Annotated in this window: 23 protein-coding genes and 2 pseudogenes; 7 read left to right on the forward strand and 18 right to left on the reverse strand. The window is 71.3% G+C overall.

The features are described 5' to 3' along the window. The gene (locus tag C1J01_RS05465; protein WP_111176668.1) at positions 1-657 is read right to left on the reverse strand and encodes an acVLRF1 family peptidyl-tRNA hydrolase; all 657 of its coding nucleotides are present in this window, start codon (positions 655-657) and stop codon (positions 1-3) included. A gap of 128 nt (positions 658-785) precedes the next feature. Here C1J01_RS05465 and C1J01_RS05470 point away from each other — a divergent pair, with 128 nt between their 5' ends. Both C1J01_RS05470 and C1J01_RS05475 read left to right on the forward strand, forming a co-directional pair. Continuing rightward, the gene (locus C1J01_RS05470) at positions 786-1,811 is read left to right on the forward strand and encodes an EAL domain-containing protein (RefSeq protein WP_111176670.1); all 1,026 of its coding nucleotides are present in this window, start codon (positions 786-788) and stop codon (positions 1,809-1,811) included. A gap of 53 nt (positions 1,812-1,864) precedes the next feature. Further along, entirely contained in the window at positions 1,865-3,169 is a 1,305-nt protein-coding gene (locus C1J01_RS05475; protein ID WP_111176672.1) for an aminotransferase class V-fold PLP-dependent enzyme, read from the forward strand. Positions 3,170-3,311: 142 nt separating this feature from the next. Here the strand turns inward: C1J01_RS05475 and hisG are convergent, their stop codons facing one another. The 6 genes from hisG to C1J01_RS05505 all read right to left on the reverse strand — a co-directional run bounded on the left by hisG (position 3,312) and on the right by C1J01_RS05505 (position 9,826). After that, positions 3,312-4,157, reverse strand: a complete 846-nt coding sequence (gene hisG / locus C1J01_RS05480; RefSeq protein ID WP_111176674.1) for an ATP phosphoribosyltransferase — start codon at positions 4,155-4,157, stop codon at positions 3,312-3,314. Between the two features lie 66 nt (positions 4,158-4,223). After that, on the reverse strand, positions 4,224-4,487 hold the full coding sequence (locus C1J01_RS05485) for a phosphoribosyl-ATP diphosphatase (protein ID WP_111176676.1): 264 nt from the start codon (positions 4,485-4,487) through the stop codon (positions 4,224-4,226). A 93-nt stretch (positions 4,488-4,580) separates the two neighbouring features. After that, complete coding sequence (locus C1J01_RS05490) at positions 4,581-6,527, reverse strand: NAD(P)-binding protein (RefSeq protein WP_111176678.1); 1,947 nt, start codon at positions 6,525-6,527, stop codon at positions 4,581-4,583. A gap of 42 nt (positions 6,528-6,569) precedes the next feature. After that, complete coding sequence (locus C1J01_RS05495; RefSeq protein ID WP_111176680.1) at positions 6,570-8,138, reverse strand: gamma-glutamyltransferase family protein; 1,569 nt, start codon at positions 8,136-8,138, stop codon at positions 6,570-6,572. Between the two features lie 62 nt (positions 8,139-8,200). After that, positions 8,201-9,061 carry an amino acid ABC transporter permease gene (locus tag C1J01_RS05500; protein ID WP_220039747.1) on the reverse strand — a complete coding sequence of 287 codons (861 nt, stop codon included), beginning with the start codon at positions 9,059-9,061 and terminating at the stop codon, positions 8,201-8,203. Between the two features lie 18 nt (positions 9,062-9,079). After that, positions 9,080-9,826, reverse strand: coding sequence for an ABC transporter substrate-binding protein (locus C1J01_RS05505; protein WP_181448581.1), 747 nt, complete (start codon positions 9,824-9,826; stop codon positions 9,080-9,082). Positions 9,827-10,115: 289 nt separating this feature from the next. Here C1J01_RS05505 and C1J01_RS53660 point away from each other — a divergent pair. Then, positions 10,116-10,229, forward strand: a pseudogene (locus C1J01_RS53660) (LacI family DNA-binding transcriptional regulator); the annotation flags it as partial. Here C1J01_RS53660 and C1J01_RS49005 read toward each other — a convergent pair. Further along, positions 10,230-10,646 carry a hypothetical protein gene (locus C1J01_RS49005; protein WP_146615477.1) on the reverse strand — a complete coding sequence of 139 codons (417 nt, stop codon included), beginning with the start codon at positions 10,644-10,646 and terminating at the stop codon, positions 10,230-10,232. A gap of 54 nt (positions 10,647-10,700) precedes the next feature. Between C1J01_RS49005 and C1J01_RS53665 the strand changes: the two are divergent. Then, positions 10,701-10,766 (forward strand): annotated as a pseudogene (locus tag C1J01_RS53665) (hypothetical protein); the annotation flags it as partial. A gap of 118 nt (positions 10,767-10,884) precedes the next feature. Continuing rightward, positions 10,885-11,136, forward strand: a complete 252-nt coding sequence (locus C1J01_RS53670) for a substrate-binding domain-containing protein (protein WP_369122748.1) — start codon at positions 10,885-10,887, stop codon at positions 11,134-11,136. 90 nt (positions 11,137-11,226) lie between these two features. Here the strand turns inward: C1J01_RS53670 and C1J01_RS05525 are convergent, their stop codons facing one another. From C1J01_RS05525 to C1J01_RS05570, 10 genes are all read right to left on the reverse strand, one after another. Further along, positions 11,227-13,002 carry a DEAD/DEAH box helicase gene (locus C1J01_RS05525; protein WP_111176732.1) on the reverse strand — a complete coding sequence of 592 codons (1,776 nt, stop codon included), beginning with the start codon at positions 13,000-13,002 and terminating at the stop codon, positions 11,227-11,229. Positions 13,003-13,323: 321 nt separating this feature from the next. Further along, positions 13,324-13,683: a metal-sulfur cluster assembly factor gene (locus C1J01_RS05530; protein ID WP_111176688.1), complete on the reverse strand. Its 360-nt coding sequence runs from the start codon at positions 13,681-13,683 to the stop codon at positions 13,324-13,326. Next, positions 13,680-14,117, reverse strand: coding sequence for a Fe-S cluster assembly sulfur transfer protein SufU (sufU, locus tag C1J01_RS05535; protein ID WP_111176690.1), 438 nt, complete (start codon positions 14,115-14,117; stop codon positions 13,680-13,682). The genes C1J01_RS05530 and sufU overlap by 4 nt, the downstream gene beginning before the upstream one ends. 2 nt (positions 14,118-14,119) lie before the next feature. After that, positions 14,120-15,376 carry a cysteine desulfurase gene (locus C1J01_RS05540; protein WP_111176692.1) on the reverse strand — a complete coding sequence of 419 codons (1,257 nt, stop codon included), beginning with the start codon at positions 15,374-15,376 and terminating at the stop codon, positions 14,120-14,122. After that, positions 15,373-16,119, reverse strand: coding sequence for a Fe-S cluster assembly ATPase SufC (gene sufC / locus C1J01_RS05545; RefSeq protein WP_111176694.1), 747 nt, complete (start codon positions 16,117-16,119; stop codon positions 15,373-15,375). The genes C1J01_RS05540 and sufC overlap by 4 nt, the downstream gene beginning before the upstream one ends. Then, positions 16,120-16,437: a Rieske (2Fe-2S) protein gene (locus C1J01_RS05550; protein WP_181448582.1), complete on the reverse strand. Its 318-nt coding sequence runs from the start codon at positions 16,435-16,437 to the stop codon at positions 16,120-16,122. It abuts the gene before it with no gap. An 84-nt stretch (positions 16,438-16,521) separates the two neighbouring features. Next, positions 16,522-17,643, reverse strand: coding sequence for a Fe-S cluster assembly protein SufD (sufD, locus tag C1J01_RS05555; protein WP_111176698.1), 1,122 nt, complete (start codon positions 17,641-17,643; stop codon positions 16,522-16,524). Beyond that, positions 17,643-19,055: a Fe-S cluster assembly protein SufB gene (gene sufB, locus C1J01_RS05560; RefSeq protein ID WP_111176700.1), complete on the reverse strand. Its 1,413-nt coding sequence runs from the start codon at positions 19,053-19,055 to the stop codon at positions 17,643-17,645. Before sufB ends, sufD begins: the two co-directional genes overlap by 1 nt. Continuing rightward, a complete protein-coding gene (locus tag C1J01_RS05565; protein WP_111176702.1) occupies positions 19,052-19,750 on the reverse strand; it encodes a helix-turn-helix transcriptional regulator in 699 nt (232 codons plus the stop codon). Before C1J01_RS05565 ends, sufB begins: the two co-directional genes overlap by 4 nt. 100 nt (positions 19,751-19,850) lie before the next feature. Then, a complete protein-coding gene (locus C1J01_RS05570; protein WP_111176704.1) occupies positions 19,851-21,083 on the reverse strand; it encodes a multidrug effflux MFS transporter in 1,233 nt (410 codons plus the stop codon). Positions 21,084-21,309: 226 nt separating this feature from the next. Between C1J01_RS05570 and C1J01_RS05575 the strand changes: the two genes are divergently transcribed. Further along, entirely contained in the window at positions 21,310-22,218 is a 909-nt protein-coding gene (locus C1J01_RS05575; RefSeq protein WP_111176736.1) for an ABC transporter ATP-binding protein, read from the forward strand. A gap of 59 nt (positions 22,219-22,277) precedes the next feature. After that, complete coding sequence (locus C1J01_RS05580) at positions 22,278-23,003, forward strand: ABC transporter permease (protein ID WP_111176734.1); 726 nt, start codon at positions 22,278-22,280, stop codon at positions 23,001-23,003. Positions 23,004-23,005: the final 2 nt, after the last annotated feature.

Raw genomic sequence — 23,005 nt, forward strand, 5'->3', positions numbered from 1 at the left:
TCACTCCGGATCGACGACCCGCACCCGTACGGCCCGGAACTGGGCGGGGGTGTCGCGCAGCACCGCGTGCTTCGGGTCGGGCACCACGAGGAACGGCTCCTTCTCCAGCGCCAGCAGCGGCGCGAGCCGCCGGTCGGGCCGCAGGGCGTCCACCGCACGGCGATCCCCGCCGAGCACCACCCCGTCCAGCTCCCCCAGGTACGGCGTCAGCACCCGCACCGCCGTCTCCACGGCGTCGTCGAACACCCGGTCCGCCTGGTTGCGCCGGCGTCTGGCGAACCGCTGCTGCGACCACCCGCCGGCCGCCGTACGCCCCTGCACCAGCCGCGACCCCACCTTGGACGACACCAGCGCCGGCCCGTGGAACACCCCCGCCGCGTAGCCGCCGAGCCGGACGAGGAAGACCCCGATCCGCCGGTCGGCGTTCGCGTGGGCGACGAGCCGGGTGACGTGCGGCGGCCCGGGCGGCGTCATCGGCGGGAACGGCACGTGCAACTCGGCCACCGCCCCGTCCTCGGCCACCAGCCGCACCACCCGCTCGTCCCCGCCGGCGGAGAAGGGCCCGTGCCGGTCGGCGAACCCGTCGATCCACGGATGCACCCGCTCGGGCGGCACGGAGACCCACCGCCCACCACCCTTCGCCGGCCGCCCGCTCATGCCCCGAGGCTAACCGATCACCACCCCTGCCCTGGTGGTGGGGGTTTTCGAGAACCTCAACCGAAATATCGGTTAATTCTGTTTCGCGGGGCTTCTGATGCCGCTGTGGCAGGAGCACGATTCGATACGTGCCCTCCCTGCTCGCCAGTCCCCTCGTGGATCTCGACACCGGGGCCGTCATCGCACACCCCGCCTTCGTGGAGCCGGGCGGCGTCCTGCGGGCGGCGCCGCTTCCCATGGTGCTGGAGTTGCCGATCCGGGTGGTGCTGGCGGGCGCGGGCGCGCTGACCCCGCTCCACGAGGCGCTGAGACGCGCGGGCCGCCATCCGCGGGAGGCCATCCTGCTCATCACTGGACCGTGCCAGGAGCACGAGCGCCCGCTGCTCAAGGTGGCCCTGGACGGCCTGCGCGCGATCGGCTACCTGTACGGCTTCTCCGACGTCGGCAGCATGGGCCCCACGCTGGACATCGTCACCGACACCGCCCCGTACCTGGTGGCCCTGCACCCCGAGCTGGTGGCGCGCATCCCGGGCGACCACCGGGCCGCGGCGGTGGCACGCGCGGTGGCCACGCTGGCCCGCGGCATCGGCGCGCACGTCATGGCTCCCGGTGTGGAGCACGAGGCCCAGGTGGCGACGATCCGCGGCCTCGGCGTCCGTCTGGCGAACGGCCCCCTGCTCGCCCCGGGCCCCGACGGCCGGGTACGCGTCCCGCTGCCGATCGCCGACGAGTCCGCGGCCTCGGCCATGCTCGGCCCGCGCGTGCAGGAGCTGCTGCTCCCGGCGGTGACCCTGCCCGCGGAGGCCAAGGCGGAGGAGGCGGTGGCGGCGTTCGGGGAGGAGCCGACGATCACCAGCGTGATCCTGGTGGACGAGTTCCAGCGGCCCAAGGGCAGCCTCGACCGCAGCCGCTTCCTGCTGTCGTTCGCGACCCGCTACGGCCACGCCCTGCACGGCTCGAAGCCGGCGCAGCGCCTGGCCGACCCGCCCCGCACGGTCCCGCGCACGACCCCGGCGATCGCGGCCATGCAGGCGGCGGGCCGGGACGCGGCCCGCGTCTACGACGACCTGGTGGTCACCGACGAGCTGAACCGCTGCCTCGGCATCGTCCGCGTCTCCGACCTGATCAGGCAGGTCACCTCGCTCAGGAACTGAACGGACCGGCGCGCGTGCTGGGCGGCCGGGCGCGGCCGGGATAGGAAGGGAGCATGGATCGGCCGCTGAACAGACGCACCCTGCTGGGCGCGGGCATGCTCGCCGGGGTGACCGCGTGCACCGCGAGCCCCTCCCCCGCGAACCCGTCACCCGGGAACAACGGGGTGGTCCTCGACCCCGCCGACTGGGCGTCCGTGCGCGCCCAGTTCGCGCTCGACCCCGCCTACGGCCAGTTCGCGGCGTTCGTGCTGGCCCCCGCGCCGGCGCCGGTGCGCGAGGCGATCAGGACGCACCGCGACGCCCTGGACGCCGACCCCGAGTACGTCCCGCCCGGCGGCGACCCCGACCAGACCGTACGCGAGGCCGCGGCCCGCTACCTGGGCGGCGAGCCCGGCGACGTCGCGCTGACCGACAGCACCACGATGGGCCTGGGCCTGCTCTACTCCGGCGTCGTGCTGCGCCCCGGCCAGGACGTGCTCACCACCGAGCACGACTTCCTGGCCACCCACGAGGGCCTGCGCCTGCTCGCCGCCCGCACGGGCGCGAAGGTCCGCAGGGTCAGGCTGTACGACGACCCGGCCGCCGCCTCGGTGGACCGGATGGTCTCGGCGATCAAGGAGGGGCTGGGGCCGCGCACCAGGGTGGTGGCGGTGACCTGGGTGCATTCGAGCACGGGCGTGCGGGTGCCGGTGCGAGCCATCGCCGACATGCTGGCCGAGGCCAACAAGGACCGCGCCGAGCACGACCGGGCGCTGCTGTGCGTGGACGGCGTGCACGGCTTCGGCGCGCTGGCCGACGGCGTCACCGACCTGGGCTGCGACTTCCTGGCCAGCGGCACGCACAAGTGGCTGTTCGGCCCGCGCGGCACCGGGATCGTGTGGGGCCGCGCCTGGGACACGATCGCGCCGATCGTGCCGAGCTTCAGCGGGGCGGCGTTCACCGCCTGGCACGGCGGCTCCGCGCCGGGGCCGAGCACGGCCGAGCTGGTCACCCCCGGCGGCTACAAGGCGTTCGAGCACCGATGGGCGATGCCGGAGGCGTTCGCGTTCATGACGGCGATCGGCAAGGACCGGGTGGAGCGGCGTACACAGGAGCTGGCCACCCGGCTCAAGGCGGGCCTGGCCGAGCTGCCGCACGTCACGCTGGCCACCCCGCGGGCGCCCGAGCTCTCGGCGGGCCTGGTGTGCTGCTCGGTCACAGGCATGGAGCCGTTCCAGGCCGTGCAGCGGCTGCACGCGCTGAAGGTGGCGGCCAGCACGACGCCGTACAACCCCTCTCTGCTGCGCTTCGGGACGAGCATCGTGACCGGCCCCGATCAGGTGGATCACGTGATCAGGATCATGGAGGGGCTGAGATGAACGAGCGGGGTCAGGTCACGCAGCTCACCAGCCCCGTGTCGAGAGCATGATCCAGATCCGCCTGGCTTCACCACGCCAGGCAACCGTTTCGTTACGCACGGCTGCGATATGCCCGGCATGGCGGTGACCTAGCGGGAAGATGTCAGAGGCGGCAGGCGTAGATGTCGGTGACCAGAATGGCTCTTGCGCCGATGTCCCACAGTTTGTCCATCACCTGCTGGTGGCCCTTGCGCCGCACCATCGCGCGCACCGCCACCCAGCCCTCGCGGTGCAGCGGGGAGACCGTGGGGCCCTCCATGCCGGGCGTGAGCGCGATGGCCTCCTCGATGCGCTCGGCACGGATGTCGTAGTCCATCATCACGAAGTCGCGGGCGGTCACGACGCCCTGCAGGCGGCGTACGAGCTGCTCGACGCCCGGCGTGTCGATCGCGCCCTGCTGCTTGATGAGCACGGCCTCGGAGCGCATGATCGGGTCGCCGAACACCTCCAGGCCCACGTTGCGCAGGGTGGTGCCGGTCTCCACGACGTCGGCCACCGCGTCGGCCACGCCGAGCCGGATCGCGGTCTCGACGGCGCCGTCGAGCTTGATCACCCGCGCGTCCACGCCCTCGTCGGACAGGTATTTCTCCAGCAGGCCGGCGTAGGAGGTGGCGATGCGCTGGCCGTCGAGGTCTTGGACGGACGTCATCGCGCCCGCCCGGGCGGCCAGGCGGAAGGTGGAGGCGCCGAAGCCGAGCGGCATGATCTCCTCGACCGGGGCGCCGGAGTCGATGAGCATGTCGCGGCCGGTGATGCCGGCGTCGAGGGTGCCCTCCCCGACGTAGACGGCGATGTCGCGCGGGCGCAGGAAGAACAGCTCGCAGCCGTTGGCCTCGTCGACCACGACGAGCTCCTTGCTGTCCCTGCGCGACCGGTAGCCGGCCTCTTTCAGCATGCTCTGCGCGCTCTCGCTGAGCGCGCCCTTGTTCGGTACTGCCAGACGCAGCATGTCAGGTCCTCGATGTCTCGATGGTGCTTCTCCAGGGGGCTACGGCGGTGGCGGGCGCGGCGCGCCCTAGAGATGCTTGTAGACCTGGTCGAGACCGATGCCTTTGGCGATCATGAGCACCTGGACGTGGTAGAGGAGCTGCGAGATCTCCTCGGCGGCCCTGTCGTCTGACTCGTGCTCGGCCGCCATCCAGGTCTCGGCGGCCTCCTCGACGACCTTCTTGCCGATGGCATGGACGCCGGCGTCGAGCGCGGCCACGGTGCCCGAGCCCGCGGGTCTCGTCCTGGCCTTCTCTGACAGCTCGGCGAACAGCTCTTCGAAGGTCTTCATGGTCTCTCTCGTCGGTCGGCTGACGTGCATATCAAGCCTAGTCTGCGTCATACGGTGGCCGGGTCCGGCGTCCGCCACGCGAGACGGGCCGTCTTAGAGCCGTTCGGCGATCCGGTGCACCGCCCGGTACGCCGTCTCGATCGCGCCGTCCACGAACCCGTGGTAGGCGGCGTCGGTGGTGGAGACCATGATCCGGCCGACCCCCTCGCTCAGGATGTCCGCCGGGGTCGGGCCCTGCGGCCAGAACGCCTCGTCCGCCGGCAGCCGGTAGTAGCGGGCGTAGCCGTGCGCCCACCGGTTCACGGTGATTGCCGCGATGTCGCTCGCGGGGTCGAATCCAGAGGGGCCGAGCGCCCGGGCGAGCGAGTCGCGCAGGCTGCGTTCGAAGTCCCTGAAGGAGATCCCGGTCAGCTCGCCGCGGCCCGCCTTCGCGCCGGCCTGCGCGGTCATGCCGGGCTGGGTGAGGCAGGCGCCGGCATGGACGACGATCGGCTCGTCCGGGCCGCTGGAGAACCGGTACGTCCCCATGCTGACCGGCATGTCCAGCGACATGCTCGACCAGAACCCGGCCGGGAAGCCGATGTTGGCCACGCCGAGCCGCTGCCAGGCGCGCCAGTTGGTCAGCGCGATGTTGACGTACAGCAGGGGGTACTTCACCGCCTCGCGACCCGCGGCCCGCTGCTCGGGGGAGAAGTCCGGCGCGATGTACGGGATCATCGCGTTCCAGCAGGCCATCACGACGCTGCGGGCGCGCGCCCGGTGCACCTTGCCGTCGCGGGCGTAGAGCACGTCGATCCACCTGGCCCGGTCCGGGCGGCCGCGGTGCGCCACCCGCACCGCCGTGCTGTTCAGGCGGATACGGACCCTGTTGCGCCCCTGGTCGAGCCTGGAGTAGTCGCAGCGCGCCGTGACGAGGTCCTCCATCGTCCCGCCGGGGATCGCCCCCGGCACGAGGCGGCGCACCAGCGCGCGGGCGACCCCGGCGTTCCCGTCGGGGAAGTGGTGGATGTACGGGTCGTCGTGCCCCCAGAACCGGGTGCTCGTCTTGCCCAGGCCCGGCCAGGGGCCGCCGGAGCGGTCGAGGCCGAGCCCGTTCACGCCGGTGTAGCCGCGGGCCGCGCCGTCGAGGGCGGGGAACTGGTCCATGTTCAGGCCGGTCCCGCCGGCGATCGACCTGATCAGGTACTTGCGCGTGTCGGGGAGGAGCCCGACGTAGTCGTCCATGAACTGCATCACCGTGCGCTTGCGCAGCTCGGCCAGCTTCTGTTCCTGATCGAGGCCGGTCAGCCAGTCGCGTGGGCTGTCGAGGAGCTCCGCGAGCTGCCGCCGGGCGTCGGGGGCGAGCGGCGCGTCGGCGAGGAGCTGCGCGTTGGTCATCCCGGGCCGGCGCAGGGCGAGGTGGTCGCGGCCCCAGGTCTCCTTGAGGAAGTACGTCGCCCGGTTGACCAGGCCGTGCCGCTGGTTGAACTCCCGGTCGTAGTAGGTCTCGAACCGGTCGACCTCGATGCCCACGTCGAGCAGGAGCCGCTTCGCCTCCTCCGGGTACGCGCTCGGCGTGTCGATCGACTGCGAACCCCCGTAGCCGATCAGGGTGCGCCCGCCGACCCGGAACTCGTTGCGCTTGGCGTGCCCGCCGAAGTCGTCGTGCGGGTCGATGATCAGGATCCTGGCCCGCGGGTCGACGTCGCGGAGGTAGAAGTGGGCGGCGGACAGGCCGCTGATGCCGGCGCCGACCACCACGAGGTCGTACTCCTCGCCGGTGTCGCGCACCTCGCCGACGTCGAACGTGCCGTCACGTAAGGCGTGCGCGGTCTCGAACGAGCCGGCGTGACTTCCGCGCAGCCCTGTCAGCGCGGGCGGGTAGTCGCCCGGCCGTCCTGCCGCGTGCGCGGTGCCGGTGCCGGCGAGCAGCCCGCCGGCGGCGGTGGCGCCCACGGCGAGCGCCATGCCGTCCAGGAAGTCGCGACGGGTGATGCGCCGGTCCATGCCGAGCTCGCGATCGGACCGGTCGGAGGAGAAACGGGGGTCGGCGTTCATCATGGGTGTGCCTCCGGGGGTGGTGGGCGTGACGACGGCACGCCGTCACTGTGGGTGGCGGAGGGGGCCTCGCGTGACGACGGCGGCGCCGTCGCTGCGGGGGTCGCTCTCCGCGGACGGGGCGCCGTCCCTGGTCAGCGCGACGACCTGGGCGTGCCCGACCAGTTCGGAGCCGGCGGGAAGCCGGACCATGGGCGCGCCGGTGGCGGCCAGCGCCGCGACCGTCCGCGCGGGGGCGTCGGCCTCGACGCTGACGGTGTCCTCGGGGTCGTCCACCTCCATGCCGCCGACCACCCAGCGCGGCGCGGCCACCGCCTCGGCCGTGCTCGCGCCGGCGAGCAGCCGCAACAGCACCTGGGTGTGGATCTGCGGCTGGGCCTTGCCGCCCATGGTGCCGAGAACCCAGGCGAGCCGGTCGCCCTCGGTCACCATGACGGGCATCAGGGTGTGGGCGGGCCGTTTGCCGGGCGCCAGCAGGTTGGGCGACCCGGGGTCGAGGGAGAAGAACGATCCCCGGTTGTGCAGCAGCATCCCGGTGGACGGCTCCAGCACGCCGGAGCCGAAGCTGTGGAACAGGCTCTGGATCAGCGAGACCGCGTACCCGTCGGTGTCGGCGGTCACCACGGCCACGGTGTCGCCGCCGGCCCGCCCGCCGGCCGCGGGCGCCACCGGCTCGTCCTCGACGCGGTCCAGGTGGCCGGGGTCGAGCAGGGCGTCGACGTCGACGGGCGCGAACCGGGGGTCGCCCAGGTGCCGGCCGCGGTCGCGGATGCCCCGGTGGAAGATCCGGGCCAGTCGTCCCGCGCCGTCGCCGAGCGGGTCGGGCCCGTCGTCGCGCCGGGCCACCGCGCCCAGCGCCTGCAGCAGCAGGAATCCGTGCGTGTTGGGCGGGCTGGTGTACACCTGGTGCCCGCGGAACGTCCGGCACAGCGGGGCGGTCGGCTCCGCCCGGTAGGAGGCCAGGTCGGCGAGGGTGAGCGGGGAGCCGAGCGCGCGCAGCCCCGCGGTCAGCCGGGCGCCGACCCGACCGCCGTACATCGTGTCCGGGCCGTCCGCGGCGAGCTCGGCCAGCGTCGCGCCGAGCGCCTCCTGCCGGAGCGTCTGTCCCTCGGTCAGCGGCCTGCCGCCCGGGCTGAACACGGCCCGCATGCCGGCGTCGGCGGCTATCAGCCCGGAGCACTCCGCGATGGCCGCGGCCAGGCCGGGGGCGACGGCGACGCCGGCCGCGTGCGCCGTGGCGGCGGTGAAGTGCCCGGCCCAGTCCAGCCGCGCGCCGGCCCGGTGCAGTGCGGCCCACCCGGCCACCGCGCCGGGAACGGTGATCGTGTCGGGCCCGGAGACCGGCAGCCGGCCGCCGTGGCGCGCGGCGACGGCGGCCGGGTCCGTCGCCGCGGGGGCGGGCCCGCTGGCGTTGACGCAGACGATCCGCCCGTCGGGCGTCCTGACGAGGGCGATCAGGTCGCCCCCCAGAGCGGTGTTGTGCGGGTAGACGACGGTGAGCGTGACCGCCGCGGCCAGCGCGGCGTCGATCGCGTTGCCGCCGCGGCGGACCGCCGCGTCGGCCGCGGCCGTGGCCAGGGCATGCGGGGTTGCGATGGCACAGGTAGGTGTCATGACCGTCTTTCAGCTGAGCTTCGACAGGACGGATCTCGTACGGTCGTGCCGCGCGGTGACGTTCACCGGGCCCGCGCCGGCGCGGCGGCGTCCGGCGGGCGGGCGGCCGACTGCGCGACCGGGATCCCCGGTGGCGCGCCGCGCCCGCCGCCGAAGAGCCGCTGGATGACCGACGGCGGTCGCGGCGCGCCGGTCGCGGCGTTGAGCCTGCTCTCGATCCACGCCTGCACGAACGACCAGAGCGTGGTGAGCAGCAGGTAGTAGAGCGCCGCGACGATGAAGATCTCGAACGTGCGGAACGTCGTGGAGCTGACCGCCTGCGTGTTGAGGAAGAGCTCCTCCACTCCGATCACGCTGAGGATCGACGTGGTCTTCATCATCGCGTTGAAGTTGTTGCCGAGCGGCGGCACGATGAAGCGCAGCGCCTGCGGCAGGATGATCCACCGCATCGCCGCCCTCGGGGTCATGCCGATCGCGAGCGCCGCCTCCAGTTGGCCCTTGCCCACCGAGTCGATGCCGGCCCGGATGATCTCCGCCATGTAGGCGCTCTCGTTGATCGCCAGGGTGAACAGCGCCGCCTGGATCACCCCCGGGACGACCAGCCCGAACAGGGTGGCGTCGGAGAAGGAGTAGATCTTCGCCGCGGCCAGCCCGTTGTAGACCAGGACCAGCTGCACCAGCAGCGGGGTGCCGCGGATGACCCAGATGTAGAAGCCGGCGATCCCGGCGACCCAGCGCTTCTTCGAGCGGCGCATCAGGGCGATGCCGAGACCGATGACCACGGCCAGCGCCTGGGCGACGACGGAGATGTACACCGTCTGCCACAGCCCGTCCAGGAAGGCGGCCGACGGGTGGAGCAGTGCGTCCCAGAAGAACGCCGAGTCGAAGTTCAGGCCTCCGTCGGGGGCGGCGATGACGTGCACGAGAGGGTTCTCCTCGGATCAGAGCTTGTCCACCTGCAGGTTCCACTTGGCGAGGATCTGGTCGTAGGTGCCTTCCGAGCGGATCTGCTCGAAGGCCTTGGTGATCGCGTCATGGAGGCCGGTGTTGCCCTTGCGCACGGCGATGCCCGCCTTGACCTTGTCGAAGGCGGCGCCGGCGAACTCGTACGTCTCCTTCTGCTGCCCCATGTAGTAGGCGGCCGTCTCGCTGGTCGTGGCGTACGCGTCCGACCGGCCGAGGGCCAGCTCCTGCAGGGCGGCGATGTCCTGGTCGAAACGGGTGATCTTGATGGCCGGCCTGCCCGCCTGCTCGCACTTCTTGGACTGCTCGTCGATCCGGCTCGCCGCCGTGGTGGAGATGAGCGTCGAGACGGCGAGCCCGCACAACGTCTCGTCCAGGCCGCCGACGCGCTTGGGGTTGCCCTTGGGCACGAGGATCGACTGCCCCGAGTACATGTACGGGACGAAGTCCACGACCTCCTCGCGTTCGGGCTTGATGTACAGCTGCGACAGGATCGCGTCACACTGCCTGGCCACGAGCGTGGGGATGATGGAGGCGAACTTGGTGTGCCGCCACACCGGCTGGACGCCGAGTTTCCGCGCGATCGCGTCGCCGATCTCGATGTCCGCGCCCTGCGGTTTGCGCGCCGCGTCGTAGAACTCCAGCGGCGGGGCGGAAATGTCAGAACAGTAGACGATCTGCCCTTCCTTGATCACCGCAGGCGGGGCGACGGCCGCCTTCGCCACGGCCGCTCCCTGCGTGGCCGGTTGGGGCACGGACCCGCACGCTGACAGGGCCACCACGGAGATCACTGCGGCGGCGACAGAACGGAAATCCCGGTTCATCCGTTACCTCCACCAAAGTACTGGTGAGCCCCATTGAGATTGATTAATCAATTAACCGCAAGACGTGCGGCGCGACGGTTTCAACGGCGTTGTCCGGCGGGCACCGGCGGATTCCGCATCTGAACGCCCGATCCACTGTCGTAACCTTTGTTAATCCGGCTGATACACGGAGCGTGAACAGCGGCGTATCATGCCGAATGTGCCTCGTAGAGCGTCGGCCGCCGTCACCTTGGCGGATATCGCGCGGGTGGCCGGAGTATCGACCGCGACGGTGTCCAACGCCCTCAACTCGGTCGGGCGCATGTCACAGCACACGAGGCGGCACGTACGCTCGATCGCCCGCGAGCTCGGCTACGTCCCCTCGGGCGGCATCAGGAAGAGCCGGACCCTCGGTCTCGCGGTCACCACCGACCACCCGGTCTCGTGGGGTTTCGCCGAGATCGCGTACTTCTCGCAGGCGGTGCAGGCCGCCACCGCGGTCGCGCACGAGCACGGCTACAGCCTCGTCGTGCAGCCCACCGCCGGCCGGTGGGAGAGCCGGGCCGAGCTCGAGGTCGACGGCATGATGCTGATCGACAGCCCGCAGGGCGATCCGGTGCGCGCCGAGTTGCGCCGCCGCGGCGTCCCCGTCGTGTTCTCCGGACGGCCGCCGGTGCCGGAGGACGACGACGTCTGGATCGACAACGACCTCGAGAGCGCCGTCCGCGGGGTGCTGGACCATCTGGCCGCCTCGGGCGCGCGGCGCATCGCCCTGCTCGGCGGCGACACCACCGACTACTACATCCAGTCGTGCATGGCCACCTACCGGCAGTGGTGCGCCGAACGCGGCCAGCCGCCGATCGTCGAGCTGATGAGGTGCAAGGACCCGGTCCCCGCGGCCGCCCGCCTGCTCGCCCGGCGCCCCGCGCCCCGCGCCCGACGCCGTCTACGGCCCGTACGACCGCTGCGGCCATGCCCTGATCGCGGCCGCCCGCAGCGCGGGCCTGCGGGTGCCGGAGCAGCTCCGCGTCGTCTGCGCCAGCGAGTCCGGCTCGTACGAGACCACCTCGCCACCGGTCACCACGCTGTCCCTCGACCCCCTCGGGATCACCAGGCTGGCGATGGAGCTGTTGATCGAGGTCGTGGAGGGCGGCGTGCCCCCCACGCCGAGAGGGGCGATCCACCCGACGCGCCTGTTCCCGCGCGCTTCTTCACTGCCGCACCGGGGGTGACGCCCGCCTCCGGGAAGGCCCTTGGAAACGGCGCTGCCCGCCGTGCCTCCCTCTGGCGAGGGCGCACGGCGGGCAGCGGTGAAACAGGGGTCAGCGCTCGAAGCGGCGCCCGCCGGAGTTGCGGCGGAAGCCGTTGCCGCGCTCGTCCGGACGCCCGCCACCGGAACGGTAGCCGTCGCGCGGCCCGCGGTCGTCGGAGCGGAAGCCCCGGTCGCGGTCGGCCGAGAACGGACGACCCCGGTCGGAGCCGTAGCGCGTGCCGCGGTCGTCGGGACGGAAGCCGGGGCCGCGGTCGTCCTGGCGGACGGGGCGGTCGTCGGAGCGGTAGCCGCCCCGCGGCCGGCTGTCGCGGCGGCGATCGTCACCGAACGTCCGCGACTCCTGGGGACGGCCGAACGGCCGCTCCCCCTCGGCGTGCCGGCGCGGCCGGCGGTCGTCCGAACCGGACGCGAACGGCCGATCGCCGTTCTCGTGGCGGCGCGGGCCGGAGCCGAACGAACGCTCGCCGTCGTTGTCGTGGCGGCGCGGGCCCCGCCCGAACGAGCGGTCGCCGTCGAAGTCACGGCGTCCGCGACGGCCACGGCGCTCGGAGACGCCGCCGTCGCGGCGCGGGCGCAGCGGCTTGCGGACGTCGGGCTCCCACACGGGGATGGCCTCGCCGCTCGGCGTGCGGGCGCCCGTCACCTCGGCGACCCGAGGGTGACCGGGAGTGGCCTTCAGCCGGAACGGGTGGATGCCGGCGCGGCGGGTGAGCGCGTCGGTCGAGCGGCGCTCGTTGGGCAGCACCAGCGTGACGACCGTGCCCTTCTCCCCCGCACGGGCCGTGCGGCCGCCGCGGTGCAGGTAGCTCTTGTGGTCCTGCGGCGGGTCGACGTGCAGCACCAGGCTGATGTTGTCGACGTGGATGCCGCGCGCGGCGACGTCGGTGCAGACCAGCACGTTGATGGCGCCCTCGCGGAACTCGGCGAGGATGCGGGTGCGCTGGTTCTGGCGCTTGCCGCCGTGCAGGCCGCCCGCCTTGACGCCGACCCTGGCCAGCTGCTTGCAGAGCCGGTCGACGCCGTGCTGGGTGCGGACGAAGATGATCGTCCGGCCCTCGCGGTTGGCGATCTCGGCGATGACGTCGAACTTGTCGTCGCGCGTGACCTGCATCACGTGGTGCTCCATGGTCTCGACCGGCGAGGTCGCCGGGGCCACGGAGTGTGTGATCGGGTCCTTCAGGAAGCGCTGCACCAGCTTGTCGACGTCGCCGTCGAGCGTGGCGGAGAACAGCAGCCGCTGCCCGTCGGACGGAGTCTGCGCGAGCAGCTCGGTGACGACGGGGAAGAAGCCGAGGTCGCACATGTGGTCGGCCTCGTCCAGAACGCTGACCTCGACCTCGGCCAGCGAGCACTCGCCCTGCCGGATCAGGTCGCCGAGCCGGCCGGGGGTGGCGATGACGATGTCGACGCCACGCCGCAGCGCCTCGATCTGCTTGCCCATGGACATGCCGCCGACGACGACCTTCATGCGCAGCCCGAGGCCGCGGCCGAGGGGCTCGAGGGCGTCGTGGACCTGGAGGGCGAGCTCACGGGTGGGCACGAGGATCATCGCGCGCGGGTGGCCCGGGGCGGGCCGGGTGCCGGCGATGCGTGCCATGGTGGGCAGGCCGAAGGCCAGCGTCTTGCCGGAGCCGGTCTGGCCGCGGCCGAGCACGTCGTGGCCGGCGAGCACGTCGGGGATGGTCGCGCTCTGGATGGGGAACGGGCTGTCGAAGCCCAGCTTGGCCAGCCCGTTGACGAGCGGCTTCGGCAGGCCGAGCAGCTCGAACTCGGACGGGCCCGGCTCGGGGGTCTCGCCGAGCGTGGGCATGACAGCGTCAAGCATGGTCACGAAATTCGTGCCTTTCCGTCGAAGTGGCACGTCACTTCTGCGAAAGGACGAGCCGGGACGTGCGGCTCGTGGCCGCACTCGTTCAGGGGCACCCGCCGCCATGGGGGCGGGATCTAAGTGAGGGGGATACACCAGGGCACCGGCCGCAGGCGATGCGAGACGCGCGATGAGGCGTTCGGTGTACGTGTACCTCGTGCCAACGCCGGGGATGTTATCGGATATTCCCCGTCATGGACCGAGACTTTCCGAAAACCCGCTGCTGGCACACACTGAAACGGCTGACGTGGGACGCCAGCCGTGACAGCGACGAGAAGATCAGACGTTGAAGCCTAGCATACGGAGCTGCTCACGCCCCTCGTCGGTGATCTTGTCCGGCCCCCATGGCGGCAGCCAGACCCAGTTGATCTTCACTTCGGAGACCATGCCGTCCAGCGCGGAGTTGGCCTGGTCCTCGATCACGTCGGTGAGGGGGCACGCGGCGCTGGTCAGCGTCATGTCGATGGTGGCCACGGGCTTGCCGCCGTCGGTGGGGTCGAGGTTGAGCCCGTAGACCAGGCCGAGGTCGACGACGTTGATGCCGAGCTCGGGGTCGACGACGTCCTTCAGCGCCTCCATGACCTCGTCCACGCTGGCCTCGCCGTCGAAGTCGGTAGGGGTCTCCACTGGCTTGCTCATTCGGCGCTCCTCACAACAGCGTCCTTGTAGGCCATCCACGAAAGCAGCGCGCACTTGACGCGCGCGGGGAACTTGGCCACGCCCGCGAACGCGACCGCGTCGCCGAGGACGTCCTCGTCGGGCTCGACCTGTCCCCTGCCCTGCATCAGCCGGGTGAACTCGTCGACCACGGCGAGCGTCTCCTCGACCGTCGAGCCGGTGGCGAGCTCGTGCAGCACCGAGGCGGCGGCCTGGCTGATCGAGCACCCCTGGCCCTCGTAGGAGACGTCGAGCACCTTGCCGGCGTCGCCCACCTTGACCCTGAGCGTGATCTCGTCGCCGCACGTCGGGTTGACGTGGTGCACCTCGGCGTCGTACGGCTCACGCAGCCCCCGCCCCTGCGGGTGCTTGTAGTGTTCCAGGATCAGCTCCTGGTACATCGACTCGCCGATCATGGCTATGCGAACACCTTCTGAACGTGGTGGAGGCCGCGCACCAGGGCGTCGATCTCGCCCGTGGTGTTGTACAGGTAGAACGACGCCCGCGTGGTCGCCGGTATTCCGAAGCGCAGGTGCAGGGGGCGCGCGCAGTGGTGACCGACGCGTACGGCGACGCCGAACCGGTCGTCGAGGATCTGCCCGACGTCGTGCGGGTGGATGCCCTCGATCGTGAACGACACCGTGCCGCCGCGCTGCTCCAGCGAGTCGGGGCCGATGATGCGCAAACCGGGCAGGTCCCTCAGGGCGTCGAGCGCGTACGCCGTCAGGCTGCGCTCGTGCGCCTCGATGGCCTCCATGCCGACCTCGGTGAGGTAGTCGACCGCCGCGCCGAGCCCGATGGCCTCGACGATCGGCGGCGTCCCGGCCTCGAACTTGTGCGGGACCGGCGCGTACGTCGAGCGGTCCATCCAGACCGCCTCGATCATCTCGCCGCCGCCCAGGAACGGGGGCATGGCCTCCAGCAGCTCGGCCCGGCCCCACAGCACGCCGATGCCCGAAGGGCCGACCATCTTGTGGCCGGTGAAGGCCACGAAGTCGGCGCCCAGCCCGGTCACGTCGACCGGGTGATGCGGCACGGACTGCGAGGCGTCCAGCATGACGAGCGCGCCGACCTCGTGCGCCCGCCTGGCCACCTCGGCGACCGGGTTGACGGTGCCGAGCACGTTGGACTGGTGGGCGATCGAGACGATCTTCGTCCGCTCGGTGATCAGGCCGGGCGTGTAGTCGAGCCGCCCGTCGTCGGTGACGCCGAACCACTTCAGCGTCGCGCCGGTGCGCTGCACGAGCAGCTGCCACGGCACGATGTTGGAGTGGTGCTCCATCTCGGAGATGACGATCTCGTCACCCGGGCCGAGCGTGAAGCGCGGATCGGTGTTGGCGGGGTTGCCGAAGGAGTAGGCGACGAGGTTGAGCGCCTCGGAGGCGTTCTTGGTGAAGATCACCTCGTCGCGGGACGGCGCCCCGACGAAGCCCGCGATCTTGTCGCGGGCGTTCTCGTAGGCGTCGGTCGACTCGGCCCCGAGCACGTGCATGGCGCGCCCGACGTTGCTGTAGTGCAGCGCCAGGTGCTCCCGCATGGTCTCGATGACCTGGTTGGGCTTCTGTGAGGAGTTGCCCGAGTCGAGATAGACGAGCGGTCGCCCGTCGGGCAGCTCGCGGGAGAAGACCGGGAAGTCCTTCCTGATCTTCTCCACATCGAAGCTGATGGAAGTCATGCAGATGCCTTCGTGTACTGCTCGTAGCCCTCGGACTCGAGCTTGTCGGCCAGTTCGGGGCCGCCCGCCTCCACGATGCGGCCGCCCGCGAAGACGTGCACGAAGTCGGGCTTCACGTAACGCAGGATGCGGGTGTAGTGCGTGATCAGCAGCACGCCGGTCTCGCCCGTGGCGCGGAAGCGGTTGATGCCCTCCGACACCACGCGCAGCGCGTCGACGTCGAGGCCGGAGTCGGTCTCGTCGAGCACCGCGATCTTCGGCTTGAGCAGCTCCATCTGGAGGATCTCGTGGCGCTTCTTCTCGCCGCCGGAGAAGCCCTCGTTCAGGTTGCGCTGGGCGAAGGCCGGGTCGATGGACAGCGCGTCCATGCCGTTCTTCAGGTCCTTGGCGAACTCGCGCAGCTTGGGCGCCTCGCCGCGGACCGCGGTGACGGCCGAGCGCAGGAAGTTGGACACCGACACCCCGGGCACCTCGACCGGGTACTGCATGGCGAGGAACAGGCCGGCGCGGGCCCGCTCGTCGACCGACAGCTCCAGCAGGTCGGCACCGTCGAGCAGCACCTGGCCGCCGGTGATCGTGTACTTGGGGTGACCGGCGATCGCGTAGGCGAGCGTCGACTTGCCCGAGCCGTTGGGGCCCATGATGGCGTGAGTCTCACCCGACTTCACGGTCAGGTTGACGCCGCGCAGGATTTCCTTGTCCTCGACGGCGACCTGCAGGTCACGAATCTCCAGGGTTGACACTTATGACTCCTTCGAGAGCGAGACGAGGACGTCATCGCCGTCGATCTTGACTGTGTAGACGTTCACGGGCTTGGTGGCGGGCGGGCCGGTGGGCTTGCCGGAGCGGACGTCGAAGCACGAGCCATGCAGCCAGCACTCCAGCGTGCCGTCGTAGACCTCGCCCTCGCTCAGCTTGACCTCGGCGTGGGAGCAGACGTCGTGCAGCGCGAAGACCTCGCGGCCCTTGCGCACGAGCGCGACCGGCGTCTCACCCACCTCGACACCGAGGGCACCCCCGTCGGGGATGTCCTCGAGCGCACACACCTTCTCGTAGCTCATGAGTCGTTCACCACTCCTCATTCGCTACGCGGGCCGCTCCTTCGTCGCGGACCGCTTCGCTCACTGCGTCGGGTTCTCTCCTACTCATCGGGCGAGCTCATCCTCCAGGGCGGCGAAGACCCGGTCGCGGATCTCCTCGATCTGGATCTTCTCGATGAGCTGGCCGAGGAAGCCCCGCACGACCAGGCGGCGTGCCTCGTCATGGGGGATGCCGCGGGCCTGCAGGTAGAAGATGTGCTCGTCGTCGAGGCGGCCGGAGGCGGAGGCGTGCCCCGCTCCCGCGACCTCGCCGGTGAGGATCTCCAGGTTGGGCACCGAGTCGGCGCGGGCGCCGTCGGTGAGGATGAGGTTGCGGTTGAGCTCGTAGGTGTCGGTGCCCTCGGCCTCGACCCGGATGATCACGTCGCCGATCCAGACGGCGTGCGCGTCCTGGCCCTGCAGGGCGCCGCGGTAGTCGACGTTGCTCTTGCAGTTGGGCTGCGAATGGTCGACCAGGAGGCGGTGCTCCAGGTGCTGACCGGCGTCGACGAAGTAGACGCCCGACAGGTCGGCGTCACCGCCGGCGGCGGTGTAGGACACGCTGGGCGACAGGCGTACGAGGTCGCCGCCGAGCGTCACCACGAAGCTGCGGAACGTCGCGTCCTTGGCGAGCTGGGCGTGGTGGTGGGAGACGTGGACGGCGTCGTCGTCCCAGTCCTGCAGGCTGACGATCTTGAGGCTGGCGCCGTCGCCGACGACGAACTCGATGTTGTCGGCGTAGACGCCGCTGCCCTTGTGGTCGAGCACGATCGCGGCCTCGGCCATCGGCTCCACCTTGATCACGAGGTGACCGTAGGCGGCGCCGTCGCCGGAGCCGGTCAGTGTCAGGACGGTGGGCTTGGACGTGACGGCCTCGCGCGGCACCGTGATCACGGTGGCCTTCTCGAAGCTGTTCCACGCCTGCGCGCTCACCCGGTCGGCGGGCACGAACGACTTGCCCACGCGGGCGTCGTCGCGGCCGACCGTCTCGACGGTGACCTCGGGGGCCGCGTCGACGTCCACGCGCACGTGGCCGACCGGTTCGGCCTTGCCGTTGTGCAGGCCCTTCAGCCGCGACAGCGGCGTGAAGCGCCACGCCTCCTCGCGCCCGGTCGGGACCTCGAAGTCCGCCAGGTCGTAGGACGCCTTCTCGTGCAGGGTCGACAAGGGCTTCTCGTTCAGGCCCATCAGCCGACGGCTCCTTCCATCTGCAGCTCGATCAGCCGGTTGAGCTCGAGCGCGTACTCCATGGGCAGCTCGCGCGCGATCGGCTCGACGAAGCCGCGCACGATCATCGCCATCGCCTCGTCCTCGTCGAGGCCGCGGCTCATGAGGTAGAAGAGCTGGTCCTCGCTGACCTTGGAGACCGTGGCCTCGTGGCCCATCGAGACGTCGTCCTCGCGGACGTCGACGTAGGGGTAGGTGTCGGAGCGGCTGATCTGGTCGACCAGGAGCGCGTCGCACTTGACGGTGCTGGCGCTGCCGTGGGCGCCCTCCTCGATCTGCACGAGACCGCGGTAGGAGGTGCGGCCGCCGCCGCGCGCCACCGACTTGGAGATGACGCTGGAGCTGGTGTTGGGCGCCAGGTGCACCATCTTGGAGCCGGCGTCCTGGTGCTGGCCCTCGCCGGCGAACGCGACGCTCAGCGTCTCGCCCTTGGCGTGCTCGCCCATGAGGTAGACGGCCGGGTACTTCATCGTGACCTTGGAGCCGATGTTGCCGTCGATCCACTCCATGGTCGCGCCCTCGTAGGCCACGGCGCGCTTGGTGACCAGGTTGTAGACGTTGTTGGACCAGTTCTGGATGGTCGTGTAACGGCAGCGGGCGTTCTTCTTCACGATGATCTCGACGACGGCGCTGTGCAGCGAGTCGCTGGAGTAGATCGGCGCGGTGCAGCCCTCGACGTAGTGGACGTAGCTGTTCTCGTCGACGATGATCAGCGTCCGCTCGAACTGGCCCATGTTCTCGGTGTTGATCCGGAAGTAGGCCTGCAGCGGGATCTCGACCTCGACGTTCGGCGGCACGTAGATGAACGAGCCACCGGACCACACGGCGCTGTTGAGCGCGGCGAACTTGTTGTCGCCCACCGGGATCACGGAGCCGAAGTACTCCTGGAAGAGCTCCGGGTGCTCCTTCAGGCCCGTGTCGGTGTCGAGGAAGATGACGCCCTTCTCCTCGAGGTCCTCACGGATCTTGTGGTAGACGACCTCGGACTCGTACTGGGCGGCGACACCGGCGATGAGGCGCTGCTTCTCGGCCTCGGGGATGCCGAGCTTGTCGTAGGTGTTCTTGATGTCGGGGGGCAGCTCGTCCCAGGAAGCGGCCTGCTTCTCGGTCGAGCGCACGAAGTACTTGATGTTGTCGAAGTCGATGCCGGTGAGGTCGGAGCCCCACGTCGGCAGCGGCTTCTTGTCGAACAGGCGGAGGCCCTTCAGGCGAAGGTCGAGCATCCACTCCGGCTCGTTCTTGAGCGCGGAGATGTTGCGGACGACCTCCTCGGACAGGCCGCGCTTGGCCGCCGCGCCCGCGGCATCCGGGTCGGCCCAGCCGAACTTGTAATTCCCGAGGCCTTCCAGCTCCGGGCGGTCGGTGACAGTCACCTTCCGGTCTCCTTGCTCTTGTCTCTCTGTGCGGGATCGCCCAAACTCTGCGGGCTCACATGTGTCGTGCAGACCCCGTCGCCGTGGGCGATCGTGGCCAGGCGCTGCACCGGCGTGCCGAGCAGTTGCGCGAACGCCTCCGTCTCGGCCTCACACAGCTGCGGGAACTCCGCGGCCGCGTGCGCCACCGGGCAGTGGTGCTGGCAGAGCTGGTCTCCGCCCGACTTGGCCTTGCTGGCCGAGGCGGCGTACCCCTCCGCCGACAGCGCCTGCGCCAGCACCTGCACGCGCTGGTCCGCCGGCACCGTCCGCATGACCGGCTCCAGCCGCCTCAGCAGGCTCGAGACCTGCGTGCGGGCGAAGTCGGCCACGGCTTCTTGCCCCATGCGCTCGGCCAGGTAGCGCAGCGCGCTCCCGGCCAGGTCGTCATAGGCGTGCTCGAAAGCACTGCGCCCCGCGTCGGTGATGGCGAACAGCTTGGCCGGCCGTCCGCGCCCGCGCTGCCCGCGCGGCCGGACCGTGCGGGGCTCTATCATTCCGTCGGCCAGCAGCGCGTCGAGATGACGGCGGACCGCTGCGGGGGTGAGCCCGAGCCGCTCGCCCAGGGCGGCGGCCGCGACGGGACCATGCTCAAGAATCAGCCTGGCGACGCGGGCACGCGTGCCGCGCTCACCGCCTGGCTCCATCGTGGGCATGTTTTTCACAACATCAGTGTGCCGTAATTCCTTCCCGCTTCACAAACGGATCTGAGCAGGGACGGGAATGGGATTACTCACGCAGGGTAGCCTTACCTAACTATGCTCGGACGGCCGTCCGGCGGCCCAGGAGGACGAACATGAGGCCCGCGCAGACGATGAGGCCGAGCATCACGCACGCCATCGGCACGGCGGTGCCGGAGCCCACCAGACCGACGAGCGGCGCCGCCAGTGCGCCCAGAGCGAACTGCAGCACGCCGAGCAGGGCCGAGGCGCTGCCCGCGACCTGCGGCGGCTGCGAGGCCAGCGCCAGCGCGCCCGTGCCGGGCATCACCAGGCCCTGGCCGAGCATGATGACGAACAGCCCGCCGACGACGCCCCACAGGCCCATCCCGGTCAGCGCCGCGGCCAGCAGCAGCACGGCGCCGGCCAGGGCGATCGCCAGGCCGATGAGCACCAGGCGCACCGGCGGCACCCGGCCCGACAACCGTCCGCCGATCTGCGCCGTGAGGGTCAGGCCGAAGGCGTTGAGCCCGAAGATGAGCGAGTACTGCTGGGGCGTGGCGCCGTAGACCTCCTGCAGCACGAACGGCGAGCCGGAGATGTAGCCGAACATCGCCGCGAACGCCAGCCCCGCCGTCAGCGCGCAGGCCATGAACGCCCGGTCGCGCATCAGGTGCCAGAAGGTGCCGATGGTGTGCCGCAGCCCGCCGCTCTCACGCGCCGAGGCGGGCAGCGTCTCGCGTACGCCGGCCAGCACGCACACCAGCAGCACGATCCCGGCGACGCTGAGCGCGACGAAGACGCCCCGCCAGGAGGTGAAGGCCAGCAGCTGGGCCCCGGCGATGGGGGCCAGGATCGGCGCCAGCCCGCTGACCAGCATGAGCGTGGCGAAGATGCGGGCGATGGCCGCGCCGTCGTACAGGTCGCGGACGACGGCCCGCACGATGACCAGCGCCGCGCCGCCGAGGATGCCCTGCAGCAGCCGGAAGGCGATGAGCATGGGCACCGAGGGGGCGAACGCGCACAGCAGCGAGGCCGCCATGAAGCCCGCCACGCCGACGATGAGCGGCACCCGGCGCCCGCGCACGTCGCTCACCGGGCCGGCGATCACCTGGCCCACGGAGACGCCGATGAGACACGCGGTCAGGGTGAGCTGGACCTGCGCCGGCACGCTGAGCATCTCGGAGGTGATGGCGGGCAGCGCGGGCAGGTACATGTCGATGGACAGCGGGCCGATCGCCGAGAGCGCGCCCAGGATCACCAGCAATAACGCCCGGCGGCTCCTGCGCTCCGGCTGTACGGCGGCGGACGTGGCCTCTGCCACGGACATTCGTGACCCCTTCCTCGCAGGCACGGCGGCCCACGAGGGCCCTCGGGTCAAACCGGGGTAAGGATCCTCCGAATTCCCGGTTATCAGATATTTAACATGATAGTTTCCTGCCCCTCCGTCTCATAGGCCCCGGCCGCACGAACGCGCCACGGCGGCGGCCGCGCCGTCGCCCGCAAGCGCGCACCTGAGGCCCGGACCGGGCGGTACAGTCCCTAAACTCGTGGCCATGGATTCCCCAGCCGTCGAGATCGTCGACCTGGTCAAACGCTACGGGGGCACGACCGCCGTCGACGGCCTCACGCTCAGGGCCGGCCGCGGTGCGGTCACTGCGGTCCTCGGCCCCAACGGCGCGGGCAAGACGTCCACGGTCGAGATCTGCGAGGGGTTCCGCGCCCCCGACTCGGGCACGGTCCGCGTGCTGGGCCTCGACCCCGCCGCTCCCGGGCTGCGCTCGCGGGTCGGGGTGATGCTCCAGGCGGGCGGCGTGCCGCCGGCGATGCGCTGCGCCGAGTGGCTGCGGCTGGTCGCGCGCTTCTACGCCCATCCGCTGCCGGCGCGGGCGCTGCTCGACCGGCTGGGGCTCACCGACCACGCCCGCACGCCCTACCGGCGGCTGTCCGGCGGCCAGCAGCAGCGGCTGTCGCTGGCCGCGGCCGTCGTCGGCCGGCCGGAGCTGGTCTTCCTCGACGAGCCGACCGCCGGCCTCGACCCGCAGGCCCGCCACGCCTGCTGGGACCTCGTCGGCGAGCTGCGCACGGCGGGCGTCTCGGTGGTGCTGACCACCCACCACATGGACGAGGCCGAACGCCTGGCCGACCACGTGGTGATCATCGACAGGGGCCGCGTCGTGGCCGAGGGCACGCCCGCCACCCTGACCGGGGCCGAACGCCAGCTCCGCTTCCGCGCCCGGCCGGGGCTGGGCCTGGAGGAGCTGCTCAACGCGCTGCCGGTCGGCAGCGCGGCCAAGGAGTCGCCGGCCGGCCACTACATCATCGAGGGCCAGGTGGGCCCCGAGCTGCTGGCCACGGTGACGGCCTGGTGCGCGGCCGAGGGCGTCACGGCCGACGACCTGCGCATCGAGCGGCGCACCCTCGAGGACGTCTTCCTCGAGCTGACCGGCAGGGAGCTGCGTTGACCGTCCACGATCCGGCACTCGACCTCACCCCGGCGCCCGGCGCGGCGCCGTTCGGGCGCATGGTGGCCGCGCAGGCGGGCGCCGAGCTGCGCGCCATGTTGCGCAACGGCGAGCAGCTGCTGCTCACGCTGGTCATCCCGGTGCTGCTGCTGGCCGGGTTCTCCCTCGCGCCGCTGATCGACGTCGGCGGCGGCCGGCGGGTCGACTTCCTGGTGCCCGGCGTGCTGGCGCTGGCGGTGATGTCCACGGCGTTCACCGGGCAGGCCATCGCGACCGGGTTCGAGCGGCGCTACGGCGTGCTCAAGCGGCTGGGCGCGACCCCGCTGTCCAGAAGCGGGCTCATGCTGGCCAAGACGACGGCGGTGGTGGGCGTGGAGGCCGTCCAGGCCGCGGTGATCGTGGTCGTGGGCCTGGCGCTGGGGTGGCGGCCGCAGGGGTCGTTCGCGTCCTTCTTCGGCGCGGCGCTGCTCATCGTGGTCGGCACGGCCGCCTTCAGCGGGCTGGGGCTGCTGATGGCCGGCACGCTGCGGGCGGAGGCCACGCTGGCCGCGGCCAACCTGGTCTACCTCGTGCTGCTGGGCGCGGGCGGGGTGGTGTTCCCGCTGTCGAAGTTCCCCGAGTCGGTGCGGCCGGTGCTGGAGCTGCTGCCCATCTCGGCGCTGACGGGCGGGCTGCGCTCGGTGCTGGCCCAGGGCGCGGGCCTGCCGCTGGTGCCGCTGGCCGTGCTGGCCGTCTGGGCGGTGCTGTCGCTGGCGCTGGTCTCGCGGACGTTCCGCTGGGAGTGAGG

Origin of the sequence: Nonomuraea aridisoli (assembly GCF_003236395.1) — a bacterium.
GTDB classification, from domain to species: Bacteria; Actinomycetota; Actinomycetes; order Streptosporangiales; family Streptosporangiaceae; genus Nonomuraea; species Nonomuraea aridisoli.